Raw genomic sequence first — 18,867 nt, 5'->3', positions numbered from 1 at the left:
ACCCCCTTTCAAACCATCCGGTCAATCACCCTGCGATCAATTATGTGATTTTCTGTGAAACCGTTGCGTCACGTTCTAATCATTTCGCTCAAGTAAATGATTAATTCATTCTTGGTCACGATGTTGAGCGCTTGTGCATTGACACCCCCGCGGGCTCTGATTTCTACTGACTCCGCTTGCTCCAAAGGCGATTCATTGCAGCCGAAGCGGGGCAAAACCGAATGCAAATCAACGATGGAGACCACATGAACCAACCGAAGCAGAAACAGCCCATCACGTCGCTCTGGGACGACGAGAAGGCCTCGACGATGAGCGAACCGGAGCTGCTGCTGTACCGCTCCAACCTGCTGGGCTCGGACCTGCGCATCACCAACTTCGGCGGCGGCAACACGTCCGCGAAGGTGGTGATGGAAGACCCGCTGACGGGTGAAGAGGTCGAGGTCCTGTGGGTGAAGGGTTCGGGCGGCGACCTGGGCAGCATCAAGCTGGACGGCTTCTCGACCCTCTACCTGGACAAGCTGCACGCGCTGAAGAAGCGTTACCGCGGCCTGGAGCACGAAGACGAGATGGTGGCCTACCTGCCGCACGCCACGTTCAACCTGAACCCGCGCGCCGCCTCGATCGACACCCCGCTGCATGCCTACATCAACAAAAAGCACGTCGACCACATGCACCCGGATTCGCTGATCGCGATCGCCGCCACGGCCAACAGCCGCGCGCTGACGGAAAAGATCTTCGAAGGCGTGCTGGGCTGGCTGCCATGGAAGCGCCCGGGCTTCGACCTGGGGCTGGACCTGGAAAAGCTGTCCACCGAGCAGCCGCACCTGAAGGGCATCATCCTCGAAGGCCACGGCCTGTTCACCTGGGGCGATACCGCCAAGGAAGCGTACGAAACCACGCTGGCGATCATCAAGCGCGCCGAGGAATGGCTGGAAGCGAACATCGCCCAGCCGGTGTTCGGTGGCCAGGCAGGGCAATCGCTGCCGGCCGAAGAGCGCGCCGCGTTCGCCGCGAAACTGATGCCCCTGCTGCGCGGCAAGATCAGCAAGACCGAATACAAGCTGGGCCACTTCGACGATTCCGACACCGTGCTGGAATTCGTCAACAGCGCCGACCTGGCGCCGCTGGCAGCGCTGGGCACGTCCTGCCCGGACCACTTCCTGCGCACCAAGATCCGCCCGTTCGTCGTCGACTTCGACCCGGCCAATCCGAACTTCGATGCCGTGGCCGCCAGCCTGGACGACAGCCTGGAAGCCTACCGCAACGACTACAAGGCTTACCATGAGCGCTGCAAGCGCGACAACAGCCCGGCGGTGCGCGACGCCAACCCGATCATCTACCTGATCCCGGGCGTGGGCATGCTGTCGTTCGCGAAAGACAAGGCCACCGCGCGCATCGCCGGCGAGTTCTATGTCAACGCGATCAATGTGATGCGCGGCGCGAACGGCGTGGACACCTACGTGGGCCTGCCGGAGCAGGAAGCGTTCGACATCGAATACTGGCTGCTGGAAGAAGCAAAGCTGCAGCGCATGCCGAAACCGAAAAGCCTGGCCGGCCGCATCGCGGTCGTGACCGGCGGCGCCGGCGGCATCGGCCAGGCGGTGGCGAAGCAGCTGCTGTCCGAAGGCGCCTGCGTGCTGCTGACCGACATCGACGGCGGCGCGCTGGAAGAAGCCAAGGCGGCGCTGGCGAAAGTGGCCGGCAAGGACAACGTGGCCACGATCACCGGCAACATCACCAGCGAAGAGCAGGTGGAAGCCGTGTTCACCGAGGCCGCGCTGCGCTTCGGCGGCGTGGACCTGCTGATCTCGAACGCCGGCATCGCCTCCTCGGCACCGCTGGAAGACACCACGGTCGAAGTGTGGGACCGTAACCAGGATATCCTCGTCAAGGGCTACTTCCTGGCCAGCCGCGCCGCCTTCCGCATGATGAAGACGCAGAAGCTGGGCGGCAGCATGGTGTTCGTCGCCTCGAAGAACGGCCTGGTCGCATCGGCCGGCGCATCGGCCTACTGCACCGCGAAAGCCGCCGAGATCCACCTGGCGCGCTGCGTGGCGCTGGAAGGCGCGCCGCTGGGCATCCGCGTCAACGTGGTCAACCCGGACGCCGTGATCAAGGGCTCGAAGATCTGGGACGGCAAGTGGAAGCAGGAACGCGCCCAGTCGAACAAGATCGAGGAAGGCGACGTGGAAGCCTTCTACCGCGACCGCAGCATGCTGAAGCGCTCGGTGCTGCCGGAAGACATCGCCGAAGCCGTCTACTTCCTGTCCAGCGACAAGGCGGGCAAGAGCACCGGCAACGTGCTCAACGTGGATGCCGGCAATGCCGGTGCGTTCACCCGCTGATCGCAGCGCTCCAGCCAAAGTAGAATAAATAGCCAAACGAAAGCCGCCGCGTCCCTACGCGGCGGCAGTACTGAAGGAGACGAAATGACCGATATCAAGAACGCAGTAATCGACGTTGGCCTGGTAGGCGACCATAACGCGCAGCAGCAGGCCACGCTGCAGGCCGACTACGACGCGCTGGGCGGCATCCTGGCCCGCCGCGGCGTCGACATCGAACGGCTCACGGCGATCGCCGGCACCTTCGCCGTGGCAGTGCCGAGCTGGGGCGCCGGCACCGGCGGAACCCGCTTCGCCCGCTTCCCTGGCCGCGGCGAGCCGCGCAACGTGTTCGAAAAGCTGGAAGACTGCGCCGTGATCAACCAGCTCACGCGCGCCACGCCGGCCGTGTCGCTGCACTTCCCGTGGGACCGCACCGACGACCCGGCCGCGCTGAAGGAACTGGCCGACGGCTATGGCCTGGGCTTCGACGCCGTGAACTCGAACACCTTCCAGGACCAGCAGGGCCAGGAACACACGTACAAATACGGCAGCCTGACGGCGCAATCGGGCGCCGCCCGCGCGCAGGCCGTGCAGCACAACATCGACTGCATCGAACTGGGCCGGAAGCTGGGTTCCAAGGCGCTGACCGTGTGGGTGGGCGACGGCGCCAACTTCCCGGGCCAGAGCAACCTGCGCGGTGCGCTGGAACGCTACCTGGACAGCATGCGCGACATCTACGGCGCGCTGCCGGCCGACTGGAACGTGTTCATCGAACACAAGCTGTTCGAACCGGCGTTCTACGCCACCGTGATCGCCGACTGGGGCACCAGCTTCGCGGCCGCCACGGAACTGGGCCCGAAGGCGAAATGCCTGGTCGACCTGGGCCACCACGCGCCGAACACGAACATCGAGATGATCGTGGCGCGCCTCGCGCAATTCGGCAAGCTGGGCGGCTTCCACTTCAACGACAGCAAGTACGGCGACGACGACCTGGATTCCGGCTCGATCAACCCGTTCCAGCTGTTCCTGGTCTTCAACGAGCTGGCCGATGCGGCGGAACGCGCAAAGAGCGCGGCCACCGACTTCGCGCCGGCCTACATGCTGGACCAGTCGCACAACGTGACCGACCCGATCGAAAGCCTGATGTCTTCCGCCGTGGAAGTGCAGCGCGCCTTCGTGCAGGCCGCGCTGGTGGACCGCAACGCGCTGCGCGCCTTCCAGGAATCGAACGACGTGCTGAACGCCGCGCAAACGCTGAAGAAAGCCTACCGCACCGACGTGTCGGCGATCCTGGCGATGGCCCGCGTGCGCGCCGGCGGCGCCGCCGACCCGGTCGCCGCGTACCGTTCGTCCGGCTACCGTGACGGCGCCGCCGAGCGCCGCCCGGCCAAGGCCGGCGCCAGCAGCAGCGGCATCGTCTGATCCTGCGCCGAGGAAGCCTGCCCACGCCGTGGGCAGGCTTTCGTGCGCCCGGGACGCCTGAGTAACTGGTGTCTGACACTATTTCCGGACGACTCATCCGGAAATAGTGTCATCCTTTTTCCGGATAAAGCGTCCGGAAAAAGGTGTCCGACACCAGGCACGCTGCACCTATAAAAACACGGAGGAGACCCCATGACCAGATGGCTACGCGCGCTCGCGGCAATGCTGCTGACCGCCGCGATCGGCATCGCCCACGCCGCCGATTTCAGCGTCGACCAATACGGCGCGAAGGCGGACGGCAAGACCAAAAACACGCAGGCGATCCAGGCCGCCATCGACGCGGCCGCGAAACAAGGCGGCACCGTGGTATTCCCCGCCGGGACGTATCTCACCGGCTCGATCTTCGTGAAGAGCGGCGTCACGCTGCGGATCGGCAAGGGCGTCACCCTGCTGGGATCGCAGGACATCAGGGATTACCCGGTACTGCCCACCCGCATCGCCGGCATCGAGATGAAATGGCCCGCGGCGCTGGTCAACGTCTACAAGCAGGACAACGCCAGGATCGAAGGCGAAGGCACGATCGACGGCGACGGCAAGGTGTTCTGGGACAGCTACTGGACCCTGCGCAAGCAGTACGAACCGCGCGGCCTGCGCTGGGCCTCCGACTACGACGCGCAGCGCCCGCGCCTGATCCAGGTGTTCGACTCCAAGCAGGTGAAGCTGGGCGGCGGGCTGCTGCTCAAGCGCGCCGGCTTCTGGACCGTGCATATCTGCTATTCGGAAGACGTGACGATCGACGGCGTGATCATCCGCAACAACCAGGACGGCCTGGGCCCGTCGACGGACGGCATCGACATCGATTCGTCGCGCAAGATCCTGGTGGCCAATGCCGACATCGACGTCAACGACGATGCGCTGTGCATGAAGGCCGGCCGCGATTCGGACGGCCTGCGCGTGGCGCGCCGCACCGAGGATGTCGTGGTGCGCGATTCGATCATCCGCTCCGGCGCGGCCGGCTTCACGTTCGGCAGCGAAACGTCGGGCGGCTTCCGCAACATCGAGGCCTACAACATCACCGTGCTGGACAAGGTGCCCGTTGGCATCCTGTTCAAGTCGGCCCACACGCGCGGCGGCTTCGGCGAGAACATCCGCCTGCACGACTTCACGATGAAGGGCACGCCGGTGGTACTGCGCATTACGATGAACTGGAACCCCAGCTACAGCTACGCGAAGATCCCGGACGACGTGAAGGATGTTCCGCCGTACTGGAAGGTGCTGGCCACGCCGGTGCCGAAGGAGCAGGGCATGGCGCAGCTGCGCGACGTTCGGATCTGGAACATCAAGGCCACCGGCGCGAAGACGGCGTTCGAGGTGGACAGCTTCAAGGAAAAGCCGGCAACGCGCTTCACGCTGAAGAACCTGGACATCCAGGCCGAGCAGGGCGGCCACATCCACGACATCGCCGGCTGGACGTTCGAGAACGCCCGCCTGGCGCTGGGCAAGCCGGTCGAACTGGAAGACGGCAAGGCCGTGCGCGGCCTGCCGGCCGGCAGCTTCGTGGTGCAGCCGCGCGCCGTGAAGGAAGACCCCTCGAAGAAGAGCTTTGAAGAACAGGACAAGTCATGAAAAAAACCATGCAACCGCGTTTCACCAGGCTGGCCTTTGGCGTCCTGACCCTGTGCGCCAGCTGCGCCCTGCATGCGCAGGATGCCCGGCAGGATTACCCGCAGCCCACGCCGGCGATGCAGGCGATCATCGACAAGGATATCCGGCGCAAGTTCGGCGACGCGCCGGAAGATGCCGGCCCGCTGGCCACCGACCTGTCGCCGGCGATCACGAAGAAGGATGTCGACAAGGTGCTGCGCAAGGTGGCCGACTGGCAGCTGCGCCGAACGAAGGAATATACCGACCAGATCTGGACGGCCAGTGTGGCCTACGCCGGCTTCATGGAAGCCTCGAAGGCCACCGGCGACACGAAATACCGCGATGCGATGCTGAAGCTGGCCAAGGGCTTCGGCTGGTCGCTGCGCGCCGGGCCGTATCCGAACGCGGACGACATCAGCATCGGCCAGATGTACCTGGACCTGTATCTGCAGGAGCCGAGCCCGGAAAAGATCGCCACGCTGCGCAAATACCTCGACGTGCTGATCGACCTCGACACGCTGCGCCCGGGCGACCCGCGCCTGCCATGGTGGTGGTGCGATGCGCTCTTCATGGCGCCGCCGGTGTGGCTGAAGATGGCGCAGGCCACCGGCGAGCAGAAGTATGCCGACTACGTGCACGAGCAATGGAAGAAAAGCTACGACCTGCTGTACGACAAGGAAGAACATCTGTTCGCGCGCGACACCGCATACGAGGCGCCGGACAAGCGCGAGCCGAACGGCAAGAAGATCTTCTGGTCGCGCGGCGAAGGCTGGGTGATGGCCGGCCTGGCCAAGGTGCTGGAACTGACGCCGAAGGACGATCCGAACCGGCCGTTCTACGTGCAGCAATTACGCGAGATGTCCGCCAAGCTGGCATCGATCCAGGACGACAACGGTGAGTGGCATGCCGGCCTGCTCGATCCGCAGGCGTGGCCGCTGGCGGAAACTTCCGGCGCGGCGATGTTCATCCATGGCATGGCCTACGGCGTGAACAACGGCTACCTGGACGAGAAGACGTACCGCCCGGTGATCGAAAAAGCCTGGACCGCGCTGGTGACGAAGCACATCTACGCCGACGGCCGCCTGGGCGGCATCCAGCAGACGGGCGCCGAGCCGGCGCACTACCGGCCGTCGTCGAGCTATAACTATGGCGTGGGCGGCTTCATGCAGGCCGCCGCCGAACTGAAGAAGATGGCGATCAAATGACCAATCAGGTAACGACATACACCACGAAGGCATTCAGGATGCAGTTGAAGCCCGGCGTGGTGGAGGAATACAGGCGCCGGCACGACGAGCTGTGGCCCGACCTGGCCGAGGCGCTGGGCAACGCCGGCATCTTCGATTATTCCATCTTCCTCGATGAAGACACGCTGTCGCTGTTCGCGGTGCTGAAGGTGAGGGATGGCGCGCCGATCGCCGAGCTGCCGGGGCAGCCGGTGATGAAGCGGTGGTGGGACTACATGGCGGATCTGATGGAGGTGGACCCCGACGGCGAGCCGAATACCCGGCCGAAGGAATGGGCGCTGCCGCGGCTGTTCCATTTTGCCGGCAAGGGTGCATAACGGCGGCCAGCCCGGGTTTGGAGTATCGTTCGCTGACGATCAAACAACAACGGCGAACGGAAGACCACATGGGCAAGAACCGGCTGGAAGCCTTCAGCGACGGCGTCATCGCCATCATCATCACAATCATGGTGCTGGAACTGAAGGTGCCGCACGATCCCGATTTCGGCGCGCTGCTGCCGCTATGGCCCGTCTTCATCAGCTACGTGCTCAGCTTCATCTACGTGGGGATCTACTGGAACAACCATCACCACCTGCTGCATGCCGTGAAGGAGGTCAGCGGCGGCGTGCTGTGGGCCAACCTGCACCTGCTGTTCTGGCTGTCGCTGATTCCGTTCGTGACCGGCTGGATGGGCGAAAACCATTTCGAGACGGCGCCGACGGCCGCCTACGGGGTGGTGCTGTGCATGTGCGCGTTCTCCTACTCGCTGCTGGCGCGGCGGCTCATTTCCAACCATCCGAAGAACGCCACGCTGGCCGAAGCCATCGGCGAAGACCACAAGGGCAAGTATTCCATCTTCCTGTACCTGGCGGGCATCGGCCTGTCGTTCGTGACAGCGTGGTTCGGGTTCCTGGCCTACGCGGCGGTTGCCGTGATGTGGCTGGTGCCGGACCGGCGCATCGAGGAAAAGGTCGAGGAAGAGATCGAGGAAGAGGAGAAGCAGGAGGAAGAGAAAGAGGCGCGGGCCGAACGGGCTGTGGGAAACACGGATGGCCGGCCCGCCGGCCCGGGCCCCGGCTGATCGCGCCGGGCGCCCTCCGGGTCCGGCGGGGATTACTTCGCCGGCGTGGCGGGCGTCAGCAAACCGCGGGCGCGCAGCCATTCCTCGGCCCGGCGCGGCCATTGGGAAGCGTTGGCCAGGCCGTCGCGCATGCCCATGCCGTGCGCACCCTGTTCGAACAGGTACATCTCGGCCGGCACCTTCGCTTTTGTCAGCGCCTGGTAGAACAGGATGCTGTTCTCGACCGGCACCGCGGTATCGGCCTGGGTGTGGATCAGCAGCGTGGGCGGCGTGCGCGACGTGACCTGGCGGTCGACGGACATCAGCTGCACCAGTTCGGCCGAAGGCTTGTCGCCCAGCAGGGCCTTGCGCGAACCCATGTGCGCGGCCGGGCCTTCCATCGCGATCACCGGGTACATCAGCACCAGGAAATCGGGGCGGGCATCGACCTTGTCCAGCGCCGCGCCGGTGCGGCCTGCCGGGTGGTCGAACAGCGTGCCGGCGCTGGCCGCGAGGTGGCCGCCGGCGGAGCTGCCCATCACGCCGATGCGCTGCGGGTCGATGCCGAATTCGGCCGCGCGCGAACGCAGCAGGCGCACGGCGCGCAGCACGTCCTGCAACGGGGCGGGGTGGCCATACTCCTGCATGCGGTAATTCAGCACGAACGTGGTCACGCCTAGTGTGCCGAGCCAGTTGGCATACTGGGTTCCTTCGCGATCGACCGACTGGCGCACGTAGCCGCCACCCGGCGCCACGATGACGGCGGTGCCGTTCGGGCGGTCGACCGCGGGGCCGACCAGCGTGAGCGTGGGGTTCGACGTGTTCTGGATATACCCCTTGCCGTTCTGCTCCGGCCCGATGTTCTTCAGGCCGGGCACGCCTTCGGGCCACAGGGGAAGGACGGTCGGCGCGGCGGCGGAGGCGTTGATGGAGCAGGCGAAGGTCATGGCGAGCAGGATGGGCAGGACAATTTTTTTCATGAGCGGGGAGTGTAATGGTCAAAAGGATATTGTGCACGGGACTGCTGGCGTTGTGTGCGTCCGCCAGCGCGGATGATCTGTTCAATTTGCGGGATGCGGGCCGCGCCTTCGCCGGCTGGGAATTGCGTACCGACCCGGCCGCCGCGGCGGGCGATGTGTTCACGCTGCGGCCGGACGGCGTGATCGCGTCGGCGGGCAAGCCCGCCGGTTTCCTGGCCACCACCGCCAGCTACCGCAACTACCGGCTGCACGTCGAATGGCGCTGGACGGAAAAGCCCGGCAACGGCGGCGTGCTGCTGCACATTTCGGACGGGCCGATGGACCGCGTGTGGCCCACCAGCATCCAGGTGCAGACCAAGCACGGCGCCGCCGGCGACCTGCTGCCGATGGCCGCCGCCACGTTCGCCGAACCGCCGACCAGCGCCCCCGGCGCCCAGCCCGTCATCAAGGCCCGCACCGGCCAGGACAGCGAACGCCCCGCCGGCGAATGGAACAGCGCCGACATCGTCAGCCGCGACGGCACCATCGACGTCACGATCAACGGCATCGCGCAGAACCGCATCACCAGCGCCAGACCCGCCGAGGGCCGCATCGGCTTCCAGCTCGAAGGCGCACCGTACCAGCTGCGCAATGTGACGCTGGAAAAGCTCTGATGGCATCGTGAACTGCCGAGGCCGTGTCACATTGGTGCCAGGCACCAGAGTGACATGCCACATCGAAAATGGCTGAGCTCGTGTCACATTGGTGCCAGGCACCAAAGTGACACGAACTCAGCCGTACTCGCATCACTTCCGCTTCAGCCACTCCTCCGGCACGGGCACGACGACGATGTTCATCGACTTGCCGTCCGCCGACAGCATGGCAGACTGGATCTGGATCTTCGTGCCGTCGGCGTTGAAGGTGGGGTGGGGGTGGTCGGCGGCGGTGTCCTTGTGGCCGGTGGTAAGCAGTTTCATCTCGCGCGTCTTCCGGTCGATCAGCCACAGCGAGCGCGAGAAATCGTCGCCGACGGCGAAGCGGCCGTCCGCGGAGCCGTGCACGTGCCACAGCCCGCTGCCCGACGGAGTCTGCCCGGCGATCGTCATCTCGCGGGTGCGCAGGTTGACGATGGCCAGGCCGGTCGGCTTTTCGCGCGTGCCGGCGTCGCCCCAGGCGGCATCCTGGCCGGGATTGGCGCCGTAGACGCCGGTGGCCGGCGCGGCCACGCCGCCGCCGCCGTCCTTCACCGGCCGGTGGCCCATCAGCGCCATCGCCACTTCATCCTTCGTGATCACCGCCTCGTGCGTCACCCATTCGTACGGCGCTTCCGGATAAAGCGGGCGCAGGCCGCTGCCGTCCGAGCGCACGGTCCAGGTGCGCTGCGGCGACTTGCCGCCGGTCTCCCAGCAGAACACGATCTCGCCCGGGTTCCACAGGTTGGCCTGGATATGGCCGATCTGGAAGCCGACAGACACCACGTGCCGGATTTCGCCAGTCTTGACGTTCATCCGCGCGATGCCGTTCGGCCCCGCGCCCATGTTGCGCGGGCCGAAGTTCGCCTCGATCTTCGCGCCCGGCGCCAGGTGCTTCGCCGCCGCGTCGCGGCCCACGCGGAAGTAGACCCATTCCTCGTCGGCGTCGAGCGCCATGTCGCCGCCCGCTTCCAGCCCGGCCGGCGTGGTGCCGGCGACGCGCTGGTAGGCGCCGGGCGCCTTCATCTTTCCGGCCGCGCTGTCGCGGAACACGGCGGCCAGGTCCACCTCCACGATCTGCAGCACGCCCTTCTCGGGTGCCTGGCGCATGAAGAACAGCTTCATCGACTTTTGCGCGATGTTCAGCATGCCCGTGAAGCCGCCCTCGGTCACCTGCACCAGGTCGCCGGTGGCCTCGTTGACGGCCATCGCCTCGCCGGCCACGCGGTTCGACCGGAACACCAGCCACTTGCCGTCGGACGTCCATTGCGGGTGCGTCGGGTAGATCTTCGAGTCGCCCTTGCCGGGCGCGCTGGTGAGGAAGGTCAGCGCGGTGCCCGTGACCGGGTCCTTGACGATCTTGCGTTCGGAAGGAAAGCGCTGGCCGATGCCGGCATGCGCGGCGGTGGTCAGGCAGAGCGCCGCGCACACGGCGGCACGCAACAGCAGGGAAGTTTTCATCGGTGTGTGCACGTTCGGGTGGAAAATGGCCGATTGTGCGCGCATTCGTACAAGGGCTCCACTCATCTTCCTGATCGTTTGAAAGCCGGCGCGGCCCTCGTGAAAACCGCTGCCGTAGAATGGGTTCATGAAACGATACCTCCAGACCCTTTTCCTTTTCACCCTCTTCAATGCCTTCGCCAATGCCCAGGCGCCATTGCCGGCGGCGGTGAACACCGACCCGGCCAAGGCCCGGGTGGTGCTGCCGGAACCGGCGAATCCCGCGCTGCCGTCGCTGATCCTGATCGGCGACTCCACGGTGCGCAACGGCCACGACGACGGCCAGGGCAAGGGCCCGGCCGGCCAGTGGGGCTGGGGCAACCCGATCGCGAACTATTTCGACGCGGCGAAGATCAACGTCGTCAACCGCGCCGTCGGCGGGCTGTCGAGCCGCACCTATGTCACCAGCGGCCACTGGCAGCGCACCCTCGCGCTGGTCAAGAAGGACGACGTGGTGCTGATGCAGTTCGGGCACAACGACGCCAGCCCCGTCAACGACACCAGCCGCGCGCGCGGCACGATCCGCGGCACGGGCGATGAAGTGGAAGAGATCGACAACCTGCTGACGAAACAGCGCGAAACGGTGCACAGCTACGGCTGGTACCTGGGCCAGTACATCGCCCAGGTCCGCGCGAAGGGCGCCACGCCGGTGGTGGTTTCGCCCATCCCCCGCAAGCGCTGGAATGACGATGGTAAAGTGCGCCGCAACGCCGACGACTATGCCGGCTGGGCGAAGGAGGTGGCGCGCCGCGAAAACGCCGGCTTCATCGACCTGAACGAACTGGCCGCGCGCCGCTACGACGAGATCGGGCGCGACGCGGTGATGAAGCTGTTCCCGCTGGTGACGCCGGACGAATCGGTGCACACCAACCGGGCCGGCGCCGACCTGAACGCGCAGATCGTGGTGGGCGGCATCAAGGCGCTCGGCCTGCGGCAGCTGGTCGCCGCGCTGAACGAGCGCGGCAGGGCGATCCCGACCAACGAGGACGAACGCCCGGTCGTCGACGCGAATGCCGTCAAGGCCGAGCAGGCCGCGAACGCCGCATTGCCTACGCTGCACCTGGTCGGCGATTCCACCGTGAAGAGCGGCGGCGCCAGCGGCCACACCGGCTGGGGCGAGCGTATCGCGCCGTACTTCGATGCGGGCAAGGCCAACGTCGTCAACCACGCGATCGGCGGCCGCAGCACGCGCACGTTCTACAACGAGGGCCGCTGGCAGAAGGTGCTCGACGCGCTGAAGGCCGGCGACGTGGTGCTGATCCAGTTCGGCCACAACGATGGCGGCAGGATCGGCGACCCGGCGGGCAAGGGCCGCGCCTCCGGTCCAGGCACCGGGCCCGAAACGGTGGAAGACCAGAAGCCGGACGGCACGGTCGAACAGGTGCACACGTTCGGCTGGTACATGGCGCGCTTCGTGCAGGATGCGAAGGCGAAGGGCGCCACGGTCGTGCTGCTGTCGCCGATCCCGCACCGCGATGCGTGGGAAGACCGCCGCGATTTCGAGAACTTCGCCAGCTGGGACCGCGAAGTGGCGCAGCGCCACGGCGCCCGCTTCGCCGACCTGACGATGGTCATCACCGAGGGCTACCGCCGCGCCGGCGCCAAGGTCGTCGACACGTATTTCAGCGATGCGCGCACGCATACGAACGAGGCCGGGGCCGAGTTCAATGCGCGGAGCGTGGTGGCCGCGGTGAAGGGCTTGCCGGGCGGAGTGGTCGATCAGTGGCTGTCGGGCAAAGGCCGGCAGGTACCGGCTGCCGCGCCGGCGGTGAAAGAATAGAAGAACCTGTGACCGCCGCCTGGTGTCGGACACCCGGGTCGCGGGTGTCGGACACCGGTTTTCGTCAGCCGGTTGCAAGCGCATCAGAAAACCGGTGTCTGACACCAGAAGCTCGACGGCTGCGGAAAACAGCTACTTCGGCATGCCCTCGCCGATGTAATACGAAGGCCACGGCGGCTGGTTGTACGCCGTGTTCTGCCACGCGATGGCGGCGCGGTACTGCGGGTCGTGCATCAGCGTGGTCAGCTTGTGCGTGGTGGGGATCGGGGTCGAGTAGATGCGCAGGCTGTTGTTGTCCGCCGCGCGCCAGATGATTTCCTCGCGCCAGTCGCCGAACAGGTCCGCCGACAGCGCGGGATTGGCCTTGGTGCCGTTGTTGGAGGCCGTGCCTTCCGCGTCGAGCACGACGTTCGACTGCGAGGTCCGCCAGTCCCACTTCGACACCTTCGTGCCATCGAGCAGTTCGCGCTGCAGGTCGCCGTCCCACCACACCATGAAGTTCACCTGCCGCGGGTGCGTGGGTGCGATCACGTTGCCGCGCGCGTCGTACAGGTTCGGCGAGGCGGCCGACCAGGCCTCGGCGCCGGGGAAGCGGGGATCGATGTCCCCGGCCACGCCGCGGCCCGTGTCCTTCGTCGCGGGCGTGGACCACAGCACCTGGCCGGTGCGCGCATCGAGCATGGCGGCGCCCACGTTCTTCGACATCGTCATGTTCTCGTGCACGCCCCATTTTTCCAGGCCGGGCCGGATGGGGTCGAGGTCGGAGACATGCATCGCGTCGCCGTGGCCCATGCCGGTGGTCCACAGCGGCTTGCCGTCCTCGTCCAGCGCCATTGCGCCGTACAGGATCTCGTGCCGGCCGTCACCATCGAGGTCGGCCACGCCTAGCTGGTGGTTGCCCTGGCCCGAATAGCCCTTCGGCACCCCGGACGCTTCGGAATCGAAGTACCAGCGCTGCTTCAGCTTCCCGCCCGAAAAATCGACGGCGGCGATCGTGGTGCGCGCGTAATAGCCGCGGGCGAAGATGGCGCTCGGATGCCTGCCGTCCAGCCAGGCGGTGCCGGCCAGGTGGCGGTCGCTTCGGTTGGCGTAGCCGTCGCCCCAGCGCGCCTTCAGCTCGTCGGCGGAAGGACTGTCGCCGTTTTCTCCACGGCGCGAAGGGTATGGGATGGTGTCGAGCACGCGCCCGGTGGCGCCTTCGAACACGCTCAGGAATTCCGGACCCTTCAGGATGCGGCCGACCAGGCCGGCCATCAGCTTGCCGTCTTCCGTGCGGCGCGAACCGGTGCGGTCGCCCTGTTCTATTTCGCCGCTACCGCTGACCCAATTGGCCGCCGCGTCGCCGATCACCTTGCCGGCGCCGTCGCGCGTGCCGTCCGCCGTCTTGACGATCACTTCGGCCTTGCCGTCGCCATCGTAGTCGGCCACCTGGAACTGCGTGTAGTGCGCGCCGGCGCGGATGTTCGGGCCCAGGTTCACGCGCCACAGCAGCTTGCCGTCGAGCCGGTAGGCGTCGAGCAGCACGTTGCCGGTGAAGCCCGCGCAGCAGTTGTCCTGCGATGCGGAAGGGTCCCATTTCAGCACGATCTCGTACTGGCCATCGCCATCGAGGTCGCCCACCGACGCGTCGTTGGCGTTGTACGTGTATTCCTTGCCGTCGGCCGTCGTGCCGCCGGGAGGGCGCTGCAGCGGAATCGTCAGGAAGCCGTCGATGGCCAGCGCCCTGCTGGCCATACCTTCCACGCCGTTGGCCACTTCGCGCACGTCGTAGTTGCCCGTGCCGCCGGTGGTGTCCGTGAAGTTGGTCGACGTGGCGATCGGCGCCGCGTTCAGTTTCCTGCCATCCCGGTAGACGTTGAACGCCAGGCCCGGCGCATCGGTGGCCAGCGCGCGCCAGCTCACCAGCACGCCATCCTTGCCGCGCACCGCGACGGCGCCGCGGTCCAGTTTTTCCAGCTGCATCGCGGTCTTCGCCGGCACCATCGCCGTGGCGATCGTTGCCGCCTGGCCCGGCGCGGCCACGGTGGCCGTGGCCTGCGTGCCGGAGGTGCCAGAGGTGCCGCATGCGGTCGCCGCCATCGCCAGCGCCACGGCTGCCGCGCAGCGTGTCATCGTTGTTTTCATTTCCTGATTCCTCTCCCGCGGATAAAAAACGGCTGCGGTCCCGCAGGGGAGCGCAGCCGCATGGTCGTCAAATCGACAAGTGTTTAACGCTGGCCCTGGTACATGAAGCCGCTGTCGTTCAGGCCGTACTTGAACTTTTTGTTCATCTCGATGATCTCGGCGCCGGCCAGCAGCAGCGGGCCGTAGCCGTGCGCGGCGCGGGTGCTGGTCGGGCGGTAGTAGTAGAACGCCGGGTCGAACGCCATGCCGGTGCCCACGCAGATACCTTCGATCTCGCCCTTCGCGTTGACCTTGCCGGCCACCGCGTTCCACGCCAGGTTGGCCATCGGGCCGTACGATTCCTTGTCCAGGTAGCCGCGGTTGACGGCGCGCGCGATCGCATACGTGTAGATCGCGGTAGCCGACGTTTCCAGGTACGAGTCGTTACGGTCGATCAGCTGGTGCCACAGGCCGTCCTTGTGCTGGTAACTCGCCAGGCCCTTCGCATGGGCACGCAGCTGCGCTTCCACGGCCTTGTAGCCCTTGTGGTTCTTCGGCAGCACTTCGAGCACCTCGACCATCGCCATGATGGCCCAGCCGTTGGCGCGTGCCCAGTGCAGTTCCGGGTGGTCGCGCAGGCCTTCCACGTAGCCGTGCATGTAGATGCCCAGCTGCGGGTTGAACATGCGCTTCGAGAACTGCAGCACCTGCTTCACGGCGTCGTCATAGTATTTGGCGTTGCCGGTGTGCTTGCCCATCAGCGCGATGGTCGGCACGCCCATGAACATGTCGTCCAGCCACAGCGTGTTGGTCAGCGGGCGCTGCTTGTTGCCGCCCTTGCCATCCGGGCCGCCGCGCGCCAGCGTGCCGTCCGGCAGCCGGTATTCCTTCTCGGTGACGAACTTGCCGCAGATGTCCACCAGCTGGGTGTAGTCCACCTTCGAGCCGGCGTTCTTCGCCTGCAGGAAGCTCATGCACAGCGCGCCGGCATCGTCCAGCGCGTGCGGATTCAGGAAGCTCTTGATCGGCGCCTGCGAGTTGACCGGATCGGCCTTCACGCCCGGCAGGTACAGGCGCGTGAGATCGGCCAGCAGCTGGTGGCGCTTGGTCGTGTACTCCGTATAGCGCTTGTCGCCGGTGGCGGCGCCGGCGGCCAGCATGCCGGCATACGTGACGCCCCATTCATAGCTGGTCAGGCGGAAGTCGCCGGGTTTCAGCACCGCTTCCGGATCGGCCTTGTCCAGCTTCGCGATGGGGGCGTGCGACGTCTTGTTGATCAACTCGGCGGGCGTGGTGGCGTCGAGGTAGGCGAACACGCGGTCCAGCACCGACTTCACCTCGGCCGCTTCCATCGCGCGGTACGGGTTCGGGTACTTGACTTCGAGCGCGTGCAGCATCGCATCGGCCGCGGCCGGGCCTTTTTCCTGCGGGGGCGGGGCTTCCTGCGCCATGGCGGACAGGGAGGTGCAGGCGATCAGGGTGCCGATCAACAGCCGGCCGGCCTTCATTTTGAACAGGGTCTTCTTCACTTGAACAATCGTCTCCGAGGTTGAATGTGGCCGCGCGTGCGATTCGCGCTTGTAGTTCGTACGCTTGTGTCACGGCATGACAGTAGCCGATATGAAAGAGCGGTGCAATGCGGTGAGCGGATTGCTCGCATTGTTGATTGGAGAGGAGAGGAGAATGAGTGAAGGGGAAGAGCGCAGGAGAAAACCGGTGGCGAAACCGCAAGGGAAAACCGGTGTCTGACACCAGGTTGTTACGCCGACGATATCGGCGCACCGGGAAAAAAGGCAGCCGGAGGCTGCCTTTGTGCTTACATGCCGGGGCCGAAGCCGCCGCCTGGCCCGCCCGGCCCGAAGCCGCCGGGCCCCGGCCCGCGCGGGCCGTCGCCCGGGTTGCGGAACATGCCGGGGTTGTTGCGCAGGCTCGGGTCGCCCTTCACGCCGCCCCAGTTGTAGCTCAGTGCGACCGAGAACGTGCGGCCCTGCTGCTCGCTGTAGCTGAACTGCCGCACTGTTTCCGTGATCTGCGAAGTCTTGTTGACGTTGCTGTCGAAGATGTCGCGGATGCTGGTGCGCAGCGAGATCTGGGGCGTGAGGCGCCACATCCATGCGGCATGAACCTGCCAGTTCGCCTGGGTGACGTACAGGCCGTTCAGCTGCGTGCCCGTGTAGTTGCCGTTCAACTGCAGCCGGTGGCCTTCGAAGCCGCTGTATTCCGCCCGCAGCTGCAGGGTCGGCGTGTTTTGCGAGCGCTCCGTCTCGACCGAGTACTTGGCGCCGTCGGCGTTGGTCTGCGTGGCAAGGTAGGACTGGTTGACGCGCCGGAAGCCCAGCGTGGCATTGAGCTGCACTTCCCGAGATGGCTTGGCCTGCAGGTTCCAGCTGATGCCGTCGTTGGTCTTGGCGCCGAAATTGACGGCCTCGCTGACGACGGCGGTGCTGCCCGGCACCGGCGTCAGGAAGCGGCCCAGCAGCGGACTGTCCTTTTCGCGGAACAGCGACATGTTGCTGTTCACCCAGCCCCACGTATCCGTGTACTTCAGTTCGTACTTGTCGCCGTAGGTCGGCGCCAGGCGCGGATCGCCCTGGCTGTAGTTCTGGTCGTCGACATACTGCAGGTTCGGGTTGATGTCGTTGAGCGACGGCCGGCTGATGCGGCGGGAGTAAGCGCCGGTCACGGTGGCGCCCCGTTCGCCCCAGCCATACTGCAGGTGCAGGCTCGGCAGCAGCTTCTTGCTCGAATCGCTCGTCGAATTGTTCTGGTTGATGTAGTCGATATGGCGGCTCACGCTCTCGTAGCGCAGGCCTGGCAGCACGGTCCAGTTGTCCGTCAGGCGGATGTTCGGCGATATGTAGACGGCATACGTCTTCTCGGTATTCTTGAAGGCGCTGGCACGGTCCTCGTCGATCACTTCCTCGCCCGTCAGCGGATCGATGTTGAAGTAGTCCGCATCCGACGTGCCGCTGGTGCGGCCCACTTTCGCTCCGGCCTTGAAGTTGAAGCGGGGGCTGATACGCTGCGAGTAATCGACGCTGAACTCCGTCACCCGGTTCGATACGTCGTTGCCGTTCGTGCTCTCCGGCCGCGCCCCGGTGGGCGGTGCCACCACGTAGCTGTTCAGGTTGTGGCTGCTGGTATCGGAGCTGTTGCCGGACGTGCGCAGGTCGAAGTTCAGCTTGTCGGTGGCATTGAGCTTGCGTTCGTAGCCCAGCGCCACCTGGTACATCGTGGAGCTGTTGTCGCGGTCGATCGAGCGGTTGTATTCCTCGTACGGCGAGGCGCTGCCGTGATAGGTCTGGTAGTACTCGTTCGAATCGGTGCTGCGCTGCGACCGGTTGAACATGATCGCGGCGGTGGCGCGGTCCGTCTCGCCCACGTTGTAGCTGATGGTCGGCGTCAGGTTCAGCATGTCCATCGGCGTGCGGCTGCTGGTTTCGCGGTGCGTCTTCCACACCGTGTTGCCGACCTGGGTATCGGTATCCGACCAGCCCTTGCGCTCCGCGATATTGCGCATCGCGCGCATGTTGCCTTCCACCTGCAGGCGTCCGTCGTTGTAGCTGCCGTTCAGGGACGCACCCTTGCGGCCCTCCGGCCCCGCGTCGACGGACACACCGCCCTGCGAACCGGGCGGGCGCACGCGGCGCGTGACCAGGTTCAGGATCGGGCCGCTGCCGCCTTCGGAACCGAATTCCGCGCCCGGCGTGGTGATGACTTCGATGCTTTCCAGCGCCTCGGCCGGGTAGCTGTTCAGCGCATCGCCGGCATTGGTGCCGGAGAACATGGCCGAGCGCTTGCCATTCACGAAGATCTGCGCGTTCTGGTTGCCGCGGATGGCGACCTTGCCATCCTGGTCGACGGTGACGTTCGGCACGTTGGCGATCACGTCGGCGGCCGAGGCGCTGGGCGTGACCACTTCGGCCTTGACATCGTAGACGGAGCGGTCGATCTGCTCGGCCGGGCGTTCCGCCACCACGGTCACGGTCTGCATCGTGCCGGCGGCCGCGGGTTCAGGATTTTTCGGCGATTCTGGCGTTACGGCCGGCCTGGCGGTGACGGTACCGGTGGTGGTACCGGCGGTGGCTGCGGGACCGGTTGTACTGGTGGCTTGCTGTTGCGCGGAAACCAGCGCTGGAAGGCACAGCAAGGCTGGAGCC

General features: G+C 65.9%; 12 protein-coding genes and 1 pseudogene. 8 read left to right on the top strand and 5 right to left on the bottom strand.

Annotated elements, in window-relative coordinates; genetic code table 11:
• Positions 1–245 precede the first annotated feature (245 nt).
• From GJV26_RS07840 to GJV26_RS07815, 6 genes and pseudogenes are all read left to right on the top strand, one after another.
• Complete coding sequence (locus GJV26_RS07840; RefSeq protein ID WP_155708338.1) at positions 246–2,345, top strand: bifunctional rhamnulose-1-phosphate aldolase/short-chain dehydrogenase; 2,100 nt, start codon at positions 246–248, stop codon at positions 2,343–2,345.
• Between the two features lie 84 nt (positions 2,346–2,429).
• Entirely contained in the window at positions 2,430–3,746 is a 1,317-nt protein-coding gene (rhaI, locus tag GJV26_RS07835) for an L-rhamnose catabolism isomerase (RefSeq protein ID WP_155708337.1), read from the top strand.
• Positions 3,747–3,938: 192 nt separating this feature from the next.
• Complete coding sequence (locus GJV26_RS07830; protein WP_155708336.1) at positions 3,939–5,372, top strand: glycoside hydrolase family 28 protein; 1,434 nt, start codon at positions 3,939–3,941, stop codon at positions 5,370–5,372.
• Complete coding sequence (locus GJV26_RS07825; RefSeq protein ID WP_229419208.1) at positions 5,369–6,595, top strand: glycoside hydrolase family 88/105 protein; 1,227 nt, start codon at positions 5,369–5,371, stop codon at positions 6,593–6,595. Before GJV26_RS07830 ends, GJV26_RS07825 begins: the two co-directional genes overlap by 4 nt.
• The gene (locus GJV26_RS07820; protein WP_216643119.1) at positions 6,592–6,951 is read left to right on the top strand and encodes an L-rhamnose mutarotase; all 360 of its coding nucleotides are present in this window, start codon (positions 6,592–6,594) and stop codon (positions 6,949–6,951) included. Before GJV26_RS07825 ends, GJV26_RS07820 begins: the two co-directional genes overlap by 4 nt.
• Positions 6,952–7,019: 68 nt before the next feature.
• Positions 7,020–7,589: pseudogene (locus GJV26_RS07815) on the top strand (TMEM175 family protein); the annotation flags it as partial.
• Between the two features lie 137 nt (positions 7,590–7,726).
• On the opposite strand, the gene GJV26_RS07810 reads toward GJV26_RS07815, so the two are convergent.
• On the bottom strand, positions 7,727–8,653 hold the full coding sequence (locus GJV26_RS07810; protein WP_155708334.1) for an alpha/beta hydrolase: 927 nt from the start codon (positions 8,651–8,653) through the stop codon (positions 7,727–7,729).
• A gap of 14 nt (positions 8,654–8,667) precedes the next feature.
• Here GJV26_RS07810 and GJV26_RS07805 point away from each other — a divergent pair, with 14 nt between their 5' ends.
• On the top strand, positions 8,668–9,306 hold the full coding sequence (locus GJV26_RS07805) for a 3-keto-disaccharide hydrolase (RefSeq protein WP_155708333.1): 639 nt from the start codon (positions 8,668–8,670) through the stop codon (positions 9,304–9,306).
• A 132-nt stretch (positions 9,307–9,438) separates the two neighbouring features.
• Here GJV26_RS07805 and GJV26_RS07800 read toward each other — a convergent pair whose 3' ends face one another.
• The gene (locus GJV26_RS07800) at positions 9,439–10,785 is read right to left on the bottom strand and encodes a TolB-like translocation protein (RefSeq protein ID WP_155708332.1); all 1,347 of its coding nucleotides are present in this window, start codon (positions 10,783–10,785) and stop codon (positions 9,439–9,441) included.
• Positions 10,786–10,912: 127 nt separating this feature from the next.
• On the opposite strand from GJV26_RS07800, the gene GJV26_RS07795 reads away from it, so the two are divergent.
• Positions 10,913–12,604 carry a rhamnogalacturonan acetylesterase gene (locus GJV26_RS07795; protein WP_155708331.1) on the top strand — a complete coding sequence of 564 codons (1,692 nt, stop codon included), beginning with the start codon at positions 10,913–10,915 and terminating at the stop codon, positions 12,602–12,604.
• A gap of 132 nt (positions 12,605–12,736) precedes the next feature.
• On the opposite strand, the gene GJV26_RS07790 is transcribed toward GJV26_RS07795, so the two are convergent.
• The 3 genes from GJV26_RS07790 to GJV26_RS07780 form a co-directional block, all read right to left on the bottom strand.
• A complete protein-coding gene (locus tag GJV26_RS07790) occupies positions 12,737–14,728 on the bottom strand; it encodes a rhamnogalacturonan lyase (RefSeq protein ID WP_229419207.1) in 1,992 nt (663 codons plus the stop codon).
• Positions 14,729–14,811: 83 nt separating this feature from the next.
• Complete coding sequence (locus GJV26_RS07785; RefSeq protein ID WP_229427950.1) at positions 14,812–16,236, bottom strand: glycoside hydrolase family 88/105 protein; 1,425 nt, start codon at positions 16,234–16,236, stop codon at positions 14,812–14,814.
• A gap of 287 nt (positions 16,237–16,523) precedes the next feature.
• Positions 16,524–18,857, bottom strand: a complete 2,334-nt coding sequence (locus tag GJV26_RS07780) for a TonB-dependent receptor (protein ID WP_173346167.1) — start codon at positions 18,855–18,857, stop codon at positions 16,524–16,526.
• Positions 18,858–18,867: the final 10 nt, after the last annotated feature.

The sequence above is a fragment of the Pseudoduganella dura genome (assembly GCF_009727155.1).
Taxonomy (GTDB): Bacteria; Pseudomonadota; Gammaproteobacteria; order Burkholderiales; family Burkholderiaceae_D; genus Rugamonas; species Rugamonas dura.
The sequence above is the reverse complement of the archived record's forward strand: the minus strand, read 5'-3'. Positions and strand labels throughout refer to the sequence as shown.